The sequence below is a fragment of the Shewanella sp. NKUCC01_JLK genome (genome assembly GCF_019345615.1).
GTDB classification, from domain to species: domain Bacteria; phylum Pseudomonadota; class Gammaproteobacteria; order Enterobacterales; family Shewanellaceae; genus Shewanella; species Shewanella oncorhynchi.
In genome coordinates, this window is the sequence record NZ_JAHKRD010000001.1 from 316,468 (window position 1) to 334,575 (window position 18,108).

Sequence of the window (18,108 nt, forward strand, 5' to 3'; positions counted from 1 at the left end):
CGCTGCCCCCCCAAAAAAAGCGCTGATTCCATGGCGCACCACTGGAGGTATATCGCGTGAGAAGCGTAAGCATAGGGAAAATAAAAAACCGAGAAAATGGTTAGTTTTCTCGGTTTGTTTAGTCATTTTTTGATCGCGTTATTGTTACATCAATCGGACAAAGGCGCTCAGCTCGACCTTTAAATCAGTCTATTAAACCTGTTGAATATGATTCAAAATGCGTTTTTCAGATATCGGATATGCCGTGCCTAACACCTGTGCAAAACAAGAGACACGGTACTCTTCAATCATCCAGCGCGCCTCGATTAACGCAGGTGGTGTCGGCATAGCACGTGGCACTTTCGCCAGTTGTGCGTTCAATGCTTCCTGTACCTTGTTAATGCTCTGCATATGCAAACGGTCGCGAGTCGGATCGACAGGCAACTTCTCGACACGGATTTCAATCGCTTTTAAGTAACGCGCCACATCAGCTAACCGATCCCAACCACAGGATTCGACAAACCCTTTAAACACTAATTTGTCTAATTGGCTTTGAATATCACTCATAGCAAAGGCTATATCTAAGCTAATTTTGCCCTTAAGACGCTTTTTAATGCTCTGGTATAAGGTCAAAATCTGCTCAACCTTCAAGGCAATTTGCTCGGCGGTCGGGTTGAGTTCTTGGCGAACCCAATCCTTTGCCTGCTCAAATTGGGCTTGATTACGCACATCGAGGGCTTTTTCATCCAACAATTGCTGCACAGCGGCGGCAATAATGTCATCAATCAAGATTTGCACTTGACCGAAGGGATTGAAATACATCGCCAATTTCGCCTTATTCGGCAAAGCTTGCTGTAAGTGTTTCACCGGTGATGGAATGTTTAGCAGCAATAACCGTCGCAGACCTTGGCGATGGGCATCTAAGGCCTCAAATTCATCATCAAATAATTTGATCGCAACACTGTCTTTTTTATCGATCAGCGCCGGAAACGCCCGCACTTGGTAATTGCCTTTTTGCTGCTGATATTGCTGCGGCAAATCGCCAAAGGACCACTCAGTTAACGCTTCTTGCTCTATACCTTTATCCGCGACCTGACGAATGGCCTTCGCCACCACGCCCTGCAACTCGGCTTTTAAGGTATCGAGCACACGACCTTCGGCCACTAAGTTGTTTTTATCGTCTTCGATTTTAAAGTTCATCTGCAAATGCGCGGGCAGTTGCGTTAAATCAAAATCCTCCGGCGATATACGCGTGCCACTCATGCGCAGCAATTGCTTGCACATAGCTTCAAGCAAACTGGCACTAAAAGGCACCATAGCCTGCACACAAGCGCGGGCATAGTCAGGCGCGGGCACAAAATTACGTCGTAAACTCTTAGGCAAAGATTTGATCAGCGCGATGCACTTTTCTTCCCTTAGCCCTGCCACTAGCCAATCAAAATCGCTATCGTCGATTTGATTAAGCAGCGCCACCGGAATGTGAACCGACACGCCGTCATCCGCCGCCGCGGGTTCAAAGTGATAACTTAGCTGCAGGCGCAAATTGCCCTTGTGCCACGTATCGGGAAAATCCAAGGTCGAGATATGGTCGGCATTGCGCTGCATTAACAGTGCTTTGCTGAAATCGAGTAAATCCGGTTGCTCGCGCTTTGCCTTCTTCCACCAGCCAAAAAACAGCTGGGCGTTGTAAATCCCTTCCGGGATCCGCGGCTCGTAAAAGTCCACCAACACTTGCTCGTCCACCAAAATATCGCGGCGACGGGATTTATGCTCGAGGGATTCAATGTCTTCGAGCAGCTTTTGGTTAGCGACAAAAAATGCTTCTTGGGTCTGTAACTGCCCTTCTGCCAAAGCGCTGCGGATAAAAATCTCACGCGCTTCAACGGGATCGATGGGGCCGTATTGCACTTTACGACGGTGCACAACCGTCAAGCCGTAGAGCACTTGATTCTCAAGGGCGATAACGCTGCCAGGTTTTGCCTCAAAATGGGGCTCCACATAGCTTTTCTTGATCAAATGCGCCGCTAAGGGCTCTAGCCATTCGGGTTCGATTTTGGCGCAGCAGCGAGCGAATAAGCGTGAGGTTTCGGTAAGCTCAGCCGCCATGATCCACTTAGGGCCTTTTTTGGCCAAAGGCGAACCGGGAAACACAAAGAATTTACGATTACGCGCACCTAAGTACTCGTTATTGTTATCTTTAAAACCCACATGGCTCAATAAGCCCGACAACAGCGCGCGGTGCAAGCTGTCGTAATTGGCTGGCGTATCGTTTAAGCGCCACTTTAAATCGTGCACGGCTTGCTTAAGCTGGGCGTATAAATCCTGCCACTCGCGAACGCGTAAATAGGCTAAATATTCATCGCGGCACTTTTTACGAAACTGACTAGCAGATAACTCTTTTTGTTGATCTTTTAAATGCTGCCACAGGTTTATCCAGCTGACGAAATCGGAACTGGGATCGGCAAAACGCCGATGGGCTTCATCACTGGCTTGCTTCTTCTCCATCGGACGTTCGCGGGGATCTTGAATCGATAAGCCCGCGGCAATCACCAGCACTTCGTTCAAACAACCTAACTGCTGACTCTCGACCACCATACGCGCCAAACGCGGATCCACAGGAATTTGCGCCAAGTTGCGCCCAAGTGGCGTCAGCACTAGCTTGCCGTATTTGCTCTCAACCGCTTGTAATTCTTCGAGCAACAGGAAACCATCGCGGATATGGCGTGGATCGGGTGGCTCGATAAAGGGGAAACCGGCGATATCACCCAAACCGATGGCGAGCATCTGCAAAATGACCGAAGCCAAGTTAGTGCGCAAGATTTCAGGATCGGTAAACGCCGGACGATTATTAAAATCCGCCTCATCGTACAAACGAATACAAATACCCGGCCCTACACGTCCACAACGGCCTTGACGTTGATTGGCGCTCGCCTGCGAGATAGGTTCAATCGGTAAACGTTGCACCTTAGTCCGATAGCTATAGCGGCTAATGCGCGCCGTACCTGGGTCAATAACGTAACGAATGCCCGGCACAGTCAACGAGGTTTCCGCCACGTTCGTCGCGAGTACAATCCGCCGACCTCTGTGACTACTGAAAACTTTAGACTGCTCACCGTAAGATAAACGCGCGTACAACGGCAAAATTTCGGTATCGCGGTAATTACGCCGACTCAATTGCTCGGCCGTATCGCGAATTTCCCGCTCGCCGTTCATAAAGATCAGAATGTCGCCCAGCCCTTCGGCCACCAGTTCATCGACGGCGGCAAAAATGCCTTCGATTTGATCTAAATCGGCATCGCTATCTTGCACTAAGGGTCGGTAACGGGTTTCGACCGGAAAGGTACGGCCCGACACTTCGATAATAGGTGCATTGTTGAAATGCTTAGAAAAACGCTCAACGTCTATGGTCGCCGACGTGATAATAACTTTGAGATCGGGGCGTCTTTTGAGAATTTGTTTGAGGTAGCCCAGAATAAAATCGATGTTGAGGCTGCGCTCGTGGGCCTCATCTATGATGATGGTATCGTATTGATCAAGATTGCGATCGGACGTCAATTCCGCCAGTAAAATACCGTCGGTCATCAACTTGATATAAGAGTCACTCTTAAGCGCATCGGCAAAACGCACTTTAAAGCCAACCACTTCACCGAGCGGACTTTGTAATTCTTCTGCGACTCGGCTCGCCACACTGCGGGCTGCTAAACGTCGTGGCTGGGTGTGGCCTATCATGCCACGGCAACCTAGGCCCAGTTCCAAACAGATTTTAGGTAACTGGGTCGTTTTACCCGAGCCCGTTTCACCGGCGATGATCACCACTTGATTGCCCGCAATCGCGCGTGCAATATCATCGCGCATCAAGGAAACGGGCAGGTTTTCAGGATAGTGGATTTTAGGCCGAGCGTTACGACGCTGCTCAACCTTCTCAAACGCCGCCTGCGCTTGCTCGCTCAGCTGAGCTAAGACTTGGGTCTTTTTATCTGAGTCGGCTTCTTTATTGAGCTTAAATAAACGACGACGGATCCGCGACGCGTCGCTCTGATAACAAAGATTAAGAAAGGCGTTCGATAGCGGATGTTTGTCTGAGTTCAAATCCAAATTCCATTGCTAGCATCAAAAACGGCGATCCTAGCAAGGAAAGTGGCGTAATGGTATTGCTAATTTACTCTGCACTCAGTATATGGCGTGTCAGTTTCGCACTGGCTCGACTTAGATTAAACCGGTGACAGATAACATTGTTGCATATAGATATTCATGGCTTTGAGCACATTGGTGCGATTAATCGTGCCAATTACTTTGCCATGTTCAACCACTGGATACACTTTAGGTTTAGGCCCTAGCATTTGTTCGGCGAGCTGCAAAATACTGTCATCTGGCCCAACGAACAGCACTTCAGTGCGCATGCAATCCTTCACCACTGAGGTCATATCACAGTGATAGCTACTTTTGATCATTACAGCCAAACAATCCTGCTGGGATAAAAAGCCCACCAAATCGCCCGTATCATCAACCACTGCTGCGCCCATTTTATTATTATCTAACAGCTTTTCGACCGCAGTCGCAAGCGACATATTAGCGCGCAGCAACACGGGCTGACGATCCATATGGTCGCGGATTTTAATTAAGTCCATAGTCTTTCCCTCGAATTAACCCTACGTTTGTAGTCTAGTCAAAATATCGGCAAGAATGCGCGATTTATATCGATTGGGCTTATCTAGTGTATAACCCTATGTCAACAAAGGCAGCCAGAAAGAGCAACTTAGAGTTAACTGAAGCGAACACTACAAACTGAAATCAGGCAAGTATCCGATTGAGCTTCAATGGCGGCAGATAATACCATCCGTCTTCGGTGATCATTTTACTTGTCATTCCAACGCATTTAAATTCGCTATTGATACAAGCTATAAGTCGATATAAAAGCGATAACCCACACCGGGCTCAGTCCGCACATACTGAGGTTCACTCGGGGAGTCGCCTAATTTTTGCCTTAAGTGACTGACCACAATTCGTAGATAATGTGTGTCTTCTGTATGAGCGGGTCCCCAAATTTCTTTGAGCAACTGAGTCTGAGTGACAACGCAGTTAGGTGACGACGCCAATTTAGACAATACTGCGTATTCTTTGGGTGTGAGTTCAACAATTTGATGATCAACTTTAACCAGCCTGCGACTTAAATCAATCTGCAACTTGCCGTCATCTAATATGGGTAATTTTTCAGGTTTGATATGGTCCCTTAAAATCGCCCGCACCCTTGCCAGTAACTCTTCCACACTAAAAGGTTTGGTCACATAATCCTGCGCGCCTGCATCTAATGCTGCGACTTTTTCTTTATCTTGATTGCGAACCGACAATACAATCACAGCAACATCGGACCATCCCCGTAACTCCTGTAGCACTTGATGGCCTTCCATATCCGGCAAGCCTAAATCCAAAATAACTAATTCAGGTTGCTGTCGAGCGACAGCTGCGAGCCCTTGCTGACCATTTTCAGCTTCGGTAACGTCATAGCCCTCACTGGTGAGTGCAATCCGCAGCATGCGGCGTATTTGGGTCTCATCATCGATAACCACGATTTTTATTGCCACGTCTCTAGTCCATTCTGTGGTTAATTAAGGATATTTTGGCTAAAAATGATTAGCCAGGAACGGGATAGTCTAACGGCAATTCAACTTCAAAACGAGTACCTTGCCCCTGTAGGCAATCGGTAACGCGAACACTACCGCCGTGTGCAGCTATCATGCCTTTGCAAATAGCCAGCCCCATACCTGTATTCTGTTTTTTCTGATCGCCATCGGCAACCACATAAAACATATCGAAAATTTGATCCCTATGACTGGCGGGAATCCCCGGCCCTCTGTCTTCAATGGCAATACAGCAACGGTGATTAGAAATGGTTAATTCAATACAAATAGGCTCTTCTGGTGGTGAAAATCGAACAGCATTCTCTAGAATGTTAAATAATCCTTGTTCAATCAGCGCCGCATGCACAAAGAGGAGTGGGGGTTCTTTCTCTCTGTGATATTCAACGATTGCATTAGGGAAATAGCGTTTAAGCCTGCCAAGTACGCTGCCAATAATGTCATCTGCCGAAACCCAATCACGCTCTATGCTCAAAGTGCCATGACCCAGGCGTGTCATATCGAGTAGATTTTGGATATAGCTGTCCAAGCGACGGCTTTCTTGCAAAATAGTATCAAGTAGCTCGTTGCGGTCAGCCTCTAGCAATTGTTTATTCAATAATTTTAAGCTCTCCGCCGCCCCCATCATGGCTGAGAGTGGTGATTTTAGATCGTGAGACACTGACGATAATAATGCGGAACGTAACTGCTCAATTTCTGTTTTCACCCGTGCCGATTCAAGATCTGACACTAACTGAATACGCCGCCATGTATTAGCGCCTTGCTGTAACATGGCTAAAATAAGCTCTCTATCAAACGGACTGAGTTCGTTGACCGTAGGTTGCCAATCTAAAATCGCCGCGCCAATCGTCGTACCTTCAAGTTCAATGGGGAACACACTCACACCCGATGCGCTCAAGGTATCGCTCAAACGCCCCGCCGCTTGCCCATGGCGCAAGGTCCAATCGATTGCGGCTAAATCAAGGTCGTTAAATGGCGTATTCAACAGTGGTAAATAGGATCGCTGACCATCTTTACGCTGCAAAACAATATAACAATCAGCATTCACTGAACCAGCAATCTTGCGCCCTATCGTTTGCCAAAGGGCTTTTTCATCATCGGCGACCGATAATTCTTGGGCAACATCTTTTAAGGTTTCAGCATAACGATTTGACTCACGCAGTAAAATAAACTGATTTCTGATCCGAGATGCCGCAGGGCCACTGATAAGCCCTATACACATCAAAAAGATTAAAGTGGCAATATCATCCTGACTATTTACATTCATAGTAAATTTGGGATCAGTAAGAAAGAAATTAAAGCTGAAAAAAGACCACACCGCGGTTGCCATGGCAGGCCTAGCGCCATAGGTTAAACCAATGCTGACAATCAAGAAAACATATAACAACACCAGATTGCCATTACTGAGCCAAGCATCTAAAAATGCCACCAGCGGAAAAATAACCACCACGCCAATCAGCCCAAGAATATGGCCTCGAAGATCACCAAAACTGGCTTTAGGCGTAATAGGATCTCGTACTTGCATTTGGTTTTCGGGTGCGTGATAGACACTCACCTCAACAGGTAAACCAGACTCAATCAAGCGTTGATACAGTCTTTTACGCCACCAAGGATAGGTGCGTTTCACACCCGCGCCGACTAATACTGTGTTAATTCGATGCAGGGCTATGTAAGGTAAAATGGCCTGATAACTGCTCGTGTCGCGTAATACTTCGGTCTGCGCGCCAAGTTCCTTCGCTAAGGCAAAGGCCTCATTTAGCCTTTTCCGCTGATAAAGGCCCAGCGCTTTGCCGGTATCGACCCAAAGCACTAACCAAGGAATTTGCCGCCGCTCGGCAATCTGCCGACCTATACGGATCAAATACTGATGATCACTGCTGTTACTCACTAAAACCAACAATCTGTCTTTGAGAACAAAATCCGTTCCCTGTGCTTTGGCATCGAGTTCACAAATCAGTTTTGCATCGACTCGCTCTATGACTTTTTTCATTGCCAATTCGCGCAGTGCAGTCAAATTCGAGACCGAAAAAAAAGCATCTAAAGCCGAGCGAGCATACTCTGGCAGATAAACTTTGCCTTGCTGTAAGCGTTCGATGAGTGTTGATGGCGGCAAATCGACAAATATAATTTCATGGGCTTCATCAAGAAAGCGATCGGGGACGGTTTCCCGTACCCGCACTTGAGTAATTTGCAAAACCAGATCATTCAAACTGACCAAATGTTGGATATTGACTGTGGTATAGACATCAATGCCCGCAGCCAATAATTCTGCGACGTCTTGATAGCGCCGTTTATGGCGACTACCGGGGACATTCGTGTGGGCCAACTCATCGACTAAGATAAGCTTAGGCCGACGAAGCAGCGCCGCATCCAAATCGAATTCCGTTAAACGATTATGATGATAATCAATGGGTTTACGTGCCAATACCTCAAAACCCGCTACCATGGCCTCGGTATCGGCACGCCCATGGGTTTCCACCAGTCCAACCAGCAAATCGACACCTTGCTGGGCCATTTCCCTTGCCGCACTGAGCATTGCATAGGTCTTGCCCACGCCAGGTGCCGCCCCAAGAAAAACCGTCAGTTTACCTTTATCATTTTGCTGTATCTGACTTAAGAGCGCATTGGCTTGCTGTGTTTGACTGATTGGTACCACGATTAGAAACTCCTTGAAAGACTCACTATCCAGCGCGCATCACACAGGGACTGGCACTGACTCTGCGATAAATCCGTATCGACATAACCGACACTCAACACATCCTGCTCAGTCATATTGAGGTTCAGCCCAACTCGCCAATCTAAATAGTGGCTATTGCTTGCGGCCATAGAACCTAAAAACAGTGCCATATCTTGCTGAGAAGCAAAAAAATTGCTCCCAAGATGCAGTACTAGACTTACATTAGAGAACAGCTGCGGCTCATAACTGGCATAAACATACTGAAAATCGTCCACATTCTCGCCAAAATAATCAGGAGAATAAACCAGCCCTAACTTAGCATCGGCGTAGCTTACCACAGCATAAATTTCGTTATAACTCAGGTCGGTATCGTCCTGAGAGTATTGGTAACGTATCACGCCTAGGTCCGTTGTTAAGCCATTATCCCAATCTTTAGCCCAGCCAGCGGACAAGTCGAGTTCTAAACTTCCATCCCCAAATTCGATGTTACTGCCCCAAAGCGAGCCATACCAGCCAGAATCATGGCTTAGGGTATACCCTGCTTGAACTGCAGGTCCTTCATCAGTTTGAGAAATACCGCGAAACGCATAATCACTTATGAGCATCACACTCCCTTGACTCTGCCAAGAGGCATTGCCCCCATGAGTCTCAGTGCTGGCAAGCGCGCCCATAGAGAGTGAAGATAACGCCATCATCACACTCGCACAGAGGCGCGAACAAGGAGCTGACTTAATCGGTAACATAAAAATTTATCCTTAAATTCAGTAGAATATTGTTTTATTGAGCGTGTTTAGCAATCTGGTCGAGAGCGAGGTTAAGCTTGAGCACATTGACGCGCGCTTGCCCAAAAATGCCCCACTGCGGTGGTTCGATAAATTGCGCCACTAAGGTCAACACTTGTGGTTCGGCTAACTGTCGAGCCTGAGCCACGCGCGCAACTTGCAGTTTGGCCGCTGCGGGTGAAATATGGGGATCCAGTCCCGCGCCCGATGTGGCGAGTAAATCCACAGGGATATCAGCGGCCTGAACGGATTCTCTGCCTTGGATTTCTTGGCTTGTTGCCATCACACGTTCACGTAACGCCGGGTTACTCGGCGCAAGGTTACTACCACCTGTCGCCATAGGATCGTAACCGACAGCGCTCGGCCGACTAAAAAAATAGGCCGGATTAACAAAGGGCTGAGCGATGAACTCAGAACCCATAGCAACATTATCCCTGTGGATCACACTGCCCTTAGCTTGTACGGGAAATAAAGCGCCACCGAGCTGAGTCACAGTGCCGGTATAGACAACACCACACACAAATAACAGGGCGAGACTGGCTCTCAATCCCATAACGGCATGCTGAGTTTTAGTGGTATATACGATTGAATTCATTACTGTCTCCTAGAGCATAAGGGCAATGATTGAGTCGAGCGCTTTAATGCCGACAAAGGGTAAAATCACCCCACCTAAGCCATAAATCAGCATGTTATTTCGCAGTAATTTTTCGGCACTTATGGGTCTGAGTTTGATGCCTTTTAATGCCAATGGAATTAAGGCGGGAATGATAAGAGCGTTAAATACGAGCGCTGCGAGTACGGCTGAGGTTGGGCTGTGAAGCTGCATCAGATCCAGTGCACCAATCGCAGGCAAAGCCCCCGCAAATACCGCTGGAATAATGGCAAAATACTTAGCCACATCATTAGAGAGAGAAAATGTAGTCAAGGCGCCGCGGGTGATCAGCAATTGTTTTCCGACTTCAACGATAGCCAGTAATTTAGTGGGATCAGAATCCAAGTCCACCATATTGCCAGCTTCTTTAGCGGCTTGAGTACCTGAGTTCATCGCAAGACCTACATCGGCCTGCGCTAATGCCGGCGCATCGTTAGTGCCATCCCCCACCATAGCCACTAATCGACCTTTGGCCTGCTCTGCGCGAATAAGGGCAAGTTTATCCTCAGGTTTAGCTTCAGCGACAAAATCATCGACCCCAGCTTCGGCGGCAATCACGCCAGCCGTTAGCGGATTATCCCCTGTCACCATGATGGTCCGTACACCGAGCGCCCTTAAACGGGCAAACCGCTCCGCAACGCCTGGCTTAATCACGTCACTTAAGGCTATAACCCCTAAAATGTGCGTGCCACTGGCGACGACTAAGGGAGTGCCCCCCTGCAAAGCCACTTTGCGGATAAGCGCGTTAACAGATTCAGGCCAGTGAATTTGATGCTGCTGCGCCCAAAACTGCATCGCATCGCCCGCGCCTTTAATGCCTTGAATACCATCGGTTAAAATGACCCCAGAAACCCGAGTCTCCGGTGTAAATGGGATAAAAGTCGCATCCGTAGGTTTGACGGGTAACACCGCGCCCAAATCTATGGCCAATTTGAGTACAGATTTCCCTTCTGGGGTGGGGTCATCGAGGGAAGAAAGCACCGCCGCATCACGCAACATCTCAGCTGCAATGCCTTTCACGGGTAAAAATGCGGTCGCTTGACGATCGCCGAAAGTGATAGTGCCAGTTTTATCCAGCAGTAACGTATCGATATCCCCCGCAACTTCCACGGCTTTACCCGATTTAGCGACCACATTGGCGGCTAAGGCGCGGTTCATGCCTGCAATACCAATAGCGGGTAACAAGCCACCAATCGTCGTTGGGATCAAACACACTAACAGCGCAATTAACATAGTGTAATCAAGGCTTGCACCGACGAAACCCGCCATGGGTGGCAAAGTCACCACCACGATAAGGAAAACCGCAGTCAATGATGCAAGTAGCACAGTCAACGCCGTTTCGTTCGGTGTTTTCTGACGCTTCGCCCCTTCGACCAGCCCTATCATACGATCTAAAAAGCTATTCCCAGGATCGTTGGCAACCAGCACGGTAATTTCACCCGTAAGTACCTTAGTGCCGCCAATCACACCGGAATGATCTGTGCCCGCTTCACGCAGCACAGCCGCAGATTCACCGGTAATCGCCGATTCGTTGATAGTGGCTATCCCTTCGATGATTTCACCATCGGCAGGAATATAATCACCCTGTAAAACCCTCACCTTATCGCCTTTGACAAGCAAAGTTGCGGATACTGATTCCAACTCACCGTGGCGTATGCGCCGAGCCTGCAAGGCCTCTTTCGCCGACTTTAAGCTGGCCGCTTGTCCACGACCCCTTGCCTCTGCCACGGATTCCGCAAAGTTAGAAAACCACACGGTAAGCAAAAGAATAAGGGTCGTGGCTAACTCAAAACCAACAGTCTCGCCATTGAAGAACTTTTGTCCAGTGATCAAAGCGGCAAGTAAAGCGCCGACCATCACCACGAACATCACAGGGTTGCCAGCCATACTCACTAAGGACATTTTCTTTACAGCACCAAAGGCAGCTTGCTTCACGCCAGCGCTATCTAATATTTGAGCAGGTTTATGCATGACTATTTCTCCAGACTCATAGTGGCAAGTTCTAAAGCTTCGCCAATAGGGCCTAATACCGCCGCAGGTAAGAAAGACAAGAAGTTAATGATTAAAATCACAGCAATAAGGGTGAAACAAAAGGTGGGACTCTCGAGCTTCAAGCTCGCGTTACTGTCGGGGCTCACTCTTTTACTCGACATCATCCCCGCAATCGCCAGCGGTAAAAACAGCGGCAGGTATCGACCAAGCAGTAAGGCGATAACGCAACTAATATTCCACCAAGGCGTGTTATCACCTAAACCTTCAAAACCCGAACCGTTATTAGCAAAAGCGGAGGTATATTCGTAAAAGACTTGCGAAATTCCATGAAAGCCGGGGTTGCTGTTGCCCGTAATACTCGGGATAGCCACAGTGATCGCCGTCAAACCTAAGACGCACAAGGTAGGTAAAACTAATAGACTTCCCAAAAGGGTGATTTCACGGGTTTCGAGCTTACGACCAAATATCTCTGGCGTACGGCCAATCATCAATCCCGATAAGAAAACAGCAATCCACACATAAACGATAAAGTTAACAAAACCGCAGCCAATACCGCCCCATATCGCATTAAGTAACATGCCTGATCGCGTCATCAATCCCCCGATTGGATTGAATGAATCGTGCATGGCATTGACCGAACCGTTAGAGGTTTGTGTGGTAAAAGAAGCCCATAGCGCCGAAAGCTCAGGTCCAAAGCGAACTTCTTTACCCTCCATATTAGGCCCTTGGGCGCTTAATCCCGCAAAGGCGGCGTTGGGTTGCAACTCGCTGTACACAGTTGCCCCAAGAAAACTGACGCTCAATAAACCCATAGCAACCAGAGCCATCAAGGTAAATTTTTTGCGTCTTAGCATTCCGCCAGCCATAAAGACGACGGCCATAGGGATCAGCACTAAGGCAATGGTCTCGATTGCATTACTGACTGGCGTTGGGTTTTCAAGAGGGTTACTACTGTTGGGGCCATACCAGCCCCCGCCATTAGTGCCTAACTGCTTGATGGCCACCATAGAAGCAACGGGGCCGATCGGAACGACCTGCTCAGTGATAGGTGATGCAGAATCTAAGGTGTTTACTTTTTGCGCACCGTCAAAACTACTCGGTACGCCTTGCCAAGTCAGTAACAGCGCCACAATAGCCGCTAATGGCAGCATAAGTCTGAGCACACCGCGCACTAAGTCAACATAATAGTTACCCAGATTTCGAGCCTCGCCCTCTTTGGCGCTGTCATTATTCAACCCGCCTAACATTCCCCGCAAAATCGCCACACAAACCGCCAGCGCCATGGCTGGAGTAACAAATTGCAGCGTGACAATGACAAATCCTTGGGATAAATAACTGAGCTGAGCCTGCCCGGAATAGTGCTGTTGATTGGTATTGGTGAGGAATGACACCGCAGTGTGCAAAGCCAGATCCCAAGATAATGGTCCTATACCATCGGGGTTAAGTGGTAACACATGTTGGAATTTAAGGATAAGAAACGCCAAAATGCCAAGTACCAAGTTGCTGATAAGAAACGCCGCACCATAGGATTTCCATGTCATTCCCGAATGGGCATTTACGCCTATAGCCCGATAAATCCACTTTTCAATGGGATTAAATAAACGATCTGAAAAATGGGACTGACCAGAGAAAACCCCTGTCATATAGGATCCCAACAGCCATGCGAGCCCAAGCGCAGTAGTAAAAATAAGGGTAATTTCAAACATAACGACTCCTAAAACTTATTAGGGGCAAACATTGCCACTGCTAAGTAGATGAAAAGTGCTATGGAAAGTATTAGAAATATCCAGTCCATATAATTTGTCCTTAAGAAAGTGAGTAACAGGACAAATATATGAATTAACCGCGTAAAGTCTCTAGAGTTCAAATGACTAATCCCGTAAAGAATACGTAAAAGTCATCATAATCAGTGGTAAATAAGGCCAAAATAAACCATGGCATTAGCTATAAAAGTAAAATAAAAATGCCAGCTAGAAATACTAACTGGCATTAACACATGACCTAGCGATGATATTGTAGATTAATTAAGCTCTATATTTTTCATTTTATTATAGCTATCAGTCTTAATCTCTTTAAGTACACCTTTATTGTCATCAATAAATAATGCTTTTATATCATTCTGATTAGCGACGACTAATCCTTCTTGACTTCCTAAACATAATAGCGCTGTAGACCAAGCATCTGCTCTAGCCGGATCCGTTGCCAATACAGTTACAGATACTGTGTTATGGGTTACGGGTTTACCGGTTCGCGCATCAATAATATGTGAATAGCGCTGCCCTAAATGATCAAAATAATGACGATATGTACCCGATGTCATGATCGCTTGAGGGAAATCAATAAGCAGAACCTTTTGCATTGTTCGCTGTTCGGGCAGCGGTTTTTCAATCGCGATTTTCCAAGCAGAACCGTCGAGCTTACTGCCGTGTACGACCATTTCACCGCCAATCTCTACCAAATAATTATCGATATTGTATCGCTTTAGCACATCTGCAACTTTGCCTACGCTATATCCCTGTCCAATCGAAGATAAATCAAGATGTACCTCTGGCAAATCTTTAGTTAACATTTGATTATCAATACTTAAATGATGTAAGCCAACATAGGTTAATGTCTGTTGAAGTGCATTTTCTGTAGGAATAGTTAATTGATTATGGGTAAATCCCCACAAATCGAATAATGGTTTAATGGTCAAATCATAACAACCCTCCGTTTTTGAAGTGACCTCCTTGGCTATCCCTATGAGCCCTAAAATATCATCCCCGACCGCCATAGCTGAGTGCATACTGTTAAAACGAGAAATCACTGAATCTGAACGGTAAGTAGACATATGAAGATCTATTTCTGCCAATTGCCGCTCAATCTCGCGGTTTATCTCTGTACTATTTAACTTGTCTTTACTCCAAAATGTCACATGCCAACTCGTTCCCTGCGCAAGGCCTTCTAACTTGGTATACACTGGCGATTTCTGACACCCTACTAGCATAATGAGTAATATACATCTCAATAACCATTTCATTTACTGCCCCTCCCAGTCAATTCGACAAATTAACCATAAAATACACTTAAAATTAAAATCGCCAGAATGCCCGTGAGAAAATAATGAGTACAGGAAATATTTCTAATCGCCCAAAAAGCATAGCGACACACATCAGCCATTTAGCCGCATCTTTTAACGTGCCAAATCCAGATGCAGTGTCACCATAACCAATCCCCATATTATTAATGCACGCGGCGACGGTTCCAAAGGCGGTGGCAAAATCATGTCCAATGGCGACCAATCCCCATACAAAAACGCAAGTAAAAAATATGTACAGGAAAAATAATCCCCATACTGAACGAATGACTCTGTCTGAAACAACTTGGCCACTGATCTTTGTCGTTAAAATGGCATTAGGATGAACCAATTGATGAATTTCTCGGATCCCTTGACGGTACAAAAGTAAAAATCTGACAGCTTTAATACCGCCACAAGTAGAACCAAAGCATCCACCAAAAAAGCTCGCGCCTAATAATAAAAGCACAATATGACTGGGCCAATTAGGATAACCTGCAGAGCCTAATCCATTGTCCGTCATAACTGAAACCGTTTGAAAAAATCCATGTACCAATGAATCTTTAATATCAAAAGTTTGAGTACGATTCAGCTCTAAACAAGCGATCCCAACAACGATAGATAATATGAGAATAAAAAATCGAACCTCCGCATTATACCAAATAGGCTTGAAGCTTCGCCGAACTAACACTATGTAGTATAAGGCGAAATTGATTGCTGCAAGTATTGAAAACACACCACCCACAAGCTCAATTGCAGCACTGTTATAATATCCTAAGCTGTCACTATGTGTGGAAAATCCACCCAATGAAACGGTAGATAGACTATGACATATGGCATTAAACCAATTCATTCCTGCAAGTTTATAAGCAACTGCACAACCTAAGGCAAGTACGCTATAAAGCCCCCATAAATTTCGAGCCGTATCCGCAAGGCGGGGCGTCATCTTTTCCTCTTTCATGGGACCTGGCATCTCAGACTGATATAATTTTGCGCCACCAATACCAAGAAATGGCATAATTGCAACGGCCAAAACAATTATCCCTAACCCACCGAGGAAATTAAGCTGTGCTCGATAAAATAAAATCGATTTGGGTAGTTCATCAATATCTGAAAAAATCGAGGCTCCAGTCGTCGTAATGCCAGACACACCTTCAAACATGGCATCGGTTAAACTCAAGTCCAATCGTCTATCAAGAAGAAAAGGTAATGCACTCATTAAGGAAAATATCAGCCAAAATAAACAAGCGACCATGAAGCCATCACGTTTTTGCAGATTTTTATTTTCCTCACTTGTCATCTTCCAACCGACCACACCAATAAAAAGGGAGAGGAGGAATGTGATTAAAAATGGAGTGATATATCCATCTTTATAAAATAATGCAACAGCGATAGGCATCAACATGGTGAAGCTATATATGACAATCAAAAAGCTACATAGATGAATTATGGTATGAAATCGAGAGCTAGATTTCTGTATTCCACTGACTGCAATCATTCCAACTCACCTTTAGATATTTATCGTGAAAGACTTAATGAATAATTTATTAGGTATCATAAAATACAAGCGCTCACGTCCTGTTCTAAAATTATATGCAATCGATAACAGAGTTAGGTTAGGAAATAGATCGCCACCTAATACTCTTTGTTGTCGTCTAAGGTGGATTGCAAGTTGACTTATTGTCGCGACAATGGCTATGACAATAAAAGTGATTAGATTGATAAAAACAGCCACATCTATCATTGGGAGAGAATAACAAGGAACATTAGATAAAAAATAAACACGAATAGCTTCAACAAATACAGCCATATACGTATATTGAAAACAACATTGAAGTGTAATCATAACGACAACGAGTTGGAGTACAATAATAATGCTTTAGATGACACCCTCCAAGAGGGTAAATACAAGCAAATAGCGAGTAGGCACTCAGAAATAAAGCTCAACCTAACAGAGAGTTTAAAAACACTTAGTTTGTCCATCAAAATGTAAGTCGTTATGTCATACAGATTTTCACTTTAACAGACGAAAACAATTCTGACGCGTAAAAAAAACGTAAAAAAATACGGAAATTAACTTTAGATAGACAAAATGAATAACATTATATTTTTGAAATCCCCAATCAATTTAACTGGGGATGGTTAGTATCAATATGCTTAAATGGCTAAGGCTTGCTCAAGATCGGCAATCAAATCTTGAGGATCTTCGACGCCAATGCTCAATCTAATCAGGTTGTCATTCACCCCTGAAGCTAGCCGACTCGCAGCATCCATAGCGGCATGGGTGGTACTAGCGGGGTGGCAGGCAAGGCTCTCTAAGTCGCCTAAACTGACCGCTTGAGTAAACAAGTTCAAATGATCTAAAAACTGCGCCGCTCGATTAAAACCCCCTTCGAGCTCAATACTCACCATACCGCCAAAAGCGTTGATGGTTTCACTCAGAACTTGATGACCTTGATCCTCTGCTAGCCCTGGGTAATAAACTTTTGCAACGCTCGGATGGGTTGCAAGAAAAGCGGCGACCTTAGCCGCGCCCGCAAGATGAGCATCCATTCTAAGTGCTAAGGTACGTAAGCCTCGCTGTAATAAATAGGCTTCCTGTGGCCCAATCGCAGCGCCGATATGTTTAAGCGCTATAGTGCGAATAGGTTGCATTAATGCCTTAGGTCCAGCGACAACACCTGCGATTAAATCGCCATGGCCACTTAAATACTTAGTGGCACTGTGCATCACGATATCAATGCCATGTTCCAGCGGTTTGAATAAATACGGGGTTAAAAACGTATTATCACAAATGGTTATAGCGCCCACTTTTTCGGCGGCAAGCTTAACCTTACGGTAGTCACTGACTTTTAAGGTCGGATTGGTGATGGGCTCAAATAAAATAATTTTTGTTTCGGCGGTAATCTCTGCCAATAAATGATCATCATCTTGATAACGGCGCACAGTAATACCCGCGCGGGTTAACGTTTGGATTAAAAATGCCGCAGTGCCACCGTATACGGGGTCGATAAATGCGATTTCATCACCTTGACTCGCTAAGGCATAGAAAATACTGCTGATTGCCGCCATCCCACTCGCAACAACGAGTGCTTCATCAGCCCCTTCCAGTTGTGCTAATTGATATTCAAGCGCCTGCACTGTCGGATTCGCCATGCGACTGTAGATAAAGCCCGGTTGCTCACCTGCAAAACGGGCTCGACCATCCTCGGCACTACCGTAGGCGAAGGTGCTACTTTGATAGATAGGAGTTGTAAGAGCGCCCGTCGAGTTATCAGCGGCATAATGGGTGTGAAGTAATTTAGTTTTAAATTGCATAATAGATCCTAATAACC

General features: G+C 46.0%; 11 protein-coding genes. All 11 read right to left on the reverse strand.

Translation table 11 applies throughout. The features are described 5' to 3' along the window. Nucleotides 1–192: 192 nt before the first annotated feature. Nucleotides 193–4,074, reverse strand: coding sequence for an ATP-dependent RNA helicase HrpA (hrpA, locus tag KO537_RS01450; protein WP_219233695.1), 3,882 nt, complete (start codon nucleotides 4,072–4,074; stop codon nucleotides 193–195). A gap of 116 nt (nucleotides 4,075–4,190) precedes the next feature. After that, nucleotides 4,191–4,607, reverse strand: a complete 417-nt coding sequence (locus KO537_RS01455; RefSeq protein WP_028760149.1) for a CBS domain-containing protein — start codon at nucleotides 4,605–4,607, stop codon at nucleotides 4,191–4,193. A 270-nt stretch (nucleotides 4,608–4,877) separates the two neighbouring features. After that, nucleotides 4,878–5,561, reverse strand: a complete 684-nt coding sequence (locus KO537_RS23290; RefSeq protein ID WP_028760150.1) for a response regulator — start codon at nucleotides 5,559–5,561, stop codon at nucleotides 4,878–4,880. 49 nt (nucleotides 5,562–5,610) lie between these two features. Next, nucleotides 5,611–8,271: a sensor histidine kinase KdpD gene (locus KO537_RS01465; RefSeq protein ID WP_219233696.1), complete on the reverse strand. Its 2,661-nt coding sequence runs from the start codon at nucleotides 8,269–8,271 to the stop codon at nucleotides 5,611–5,613. Nucleotides 8,272–8,273: 2 nt separating this feature from the next. Beyond that, entirely contained in the window at nucleotides 8,274–9,035 is a 762-nt protein-coding gene (locus tag KO537_RS01470) for a TorF family putative porin (RefSeq protein ID WP_219233697.1), read from the reverse strand. Between the two features lie 34 nt (nucleotides 9,036–9,069). Further along, nucleotides 9,070–9,669, reverse strand: a complete 600-nt coding sequence (gene kdpC / locus KO537_RS01475) for a potassium-transporting ATPase subunit KdpC (RefSeq protein WP_219233698.1) — start codon at nucleotides 9,667–9,669, stop codon at nucleotides 9,070–9,072. 9 nt (nucleotides 9,670–9,678) lie between these two features. Next, complete coding sequence (gene kdpB / locus KO537_RS01480) at nucleotides 9,679–11,697, reverse strand: potassium-transporting ATPase subunit KdpB (RefSeq protein WP_219233699.1); 2,019 nt, start codon at nucleotides 11,695–11,697, stop codon at nucleotides 9,679–9,681. A gap of 2 nt (nucleotides 11,698–11,699) precedes the next feature. Continuing rightward, complete coding sequence (kdpA, locus tag KO537_RS01485; RefSeq protein WP_131525162.1) at nucleotides 11,700–13,424, reverse strand: potassium-transporting ATPase subunit KdpA; 1,725 nt, start codon at nucleotides 13,422–13,424, stop codon at nucleotides 11,700–11,702. Between the two features lie 314 nt (nucleotides 13,425–13,738). Continuing rightward, entirely contained in the window at nucleotides 13,739–14,737 is a 999-nt protein-coding gene (locus KO537_RS01495; protein ID WP_219233700.1) for an FAD:protein FMN transferase, read from the reverse strand. A gap of 52 nt (nucleotides 14,738–14,789) precedes the next feature. Next, the gene (locus KO537_RS01500; protein WP_049821715.1) at nucleotides 14,790–16,271 is read right to left on the reverse strand and encodes a TrkH family potassium uptake protein; all 1,482 of its coding nucleotides are present in this window, start codon (nucleotides 16,269–16,271) and stop codon (nucleotides 14,790–14,792) included. 659 nt (nucleotides 16,272–16,930) lie between these two features. Next, the gene (locus KO537_RS01505) at nucleotides 16,931–18,091 is read right to left on the reverse strand and encodes a PLP-dependent aspartate aminotransferase family protein (protein ID WP_219233701.1); all 1,161 of its coding nucleotides are present in this window, start codon (nucleotides 18,089–18,091) and stop codon (nucleotides 16,931–16,933) included. Nucleotides 18,092–18,108 lie beyond the last annotated feature (17 nt).

Bases quoted from the DNA above. Each gene is read 5' to 3' on its own strand.
- KO537_RS01455 (WP_028760149.1), bottom strand. From the start codon at position 4,607: ATGGACTTAATTAAAATCCGCGACCATATGGATCGTCAGCCCGTGTTG.
- KO537_RS01470 (WP_219233697.1), bottom strand. From the start codon at position 9,035: ATGTTACCGATTAAGTCAGCTCCTTGTTCGCGCCTCTGTGCGAGTGTG.
- kdpC (WP_219233698.1), bottom strand. From the start codon at position 9,669: ATGAATTCAATCGTATATACCACTAAAACTCAGCATGCCGTTATGGGA.
- kdpB (WP_219233699.1), bottom strand. From the start codon at position 11,697: ATGCATAAACCTGCTCAAATATTAGATAGCGCTGGCGTGAAGCAAGCT.
- kdpA (WP_131525162.1), bottom strand. From the start codon at position 13,424: ATGTTTGAAATTACCCTTATTTTTACTACTGCGCTTGGGCTCGCATGG.
- KO537_RS01495 (WP_219233700.1), bottom strand. From the start codon at position 14,737: ATGAAATGGTTATTGAGATGTATATTACTCATTATGCTAGTAGGGTGT.
- KO537_RS01500 (WP_049821715.1), bottom strand. From the start codon at position 16,271: ATGATTGCAGTCAGTGGAATACAGAAATCTAGCTCTCGATTTCATACC.
- KO537_RS01505 (WP_219233701.1), bottom strand. From the start codon at position 18,091: ATGCAATTTAAAACTAAATTACTTCACACCCATTATGCCGCTGATAAC.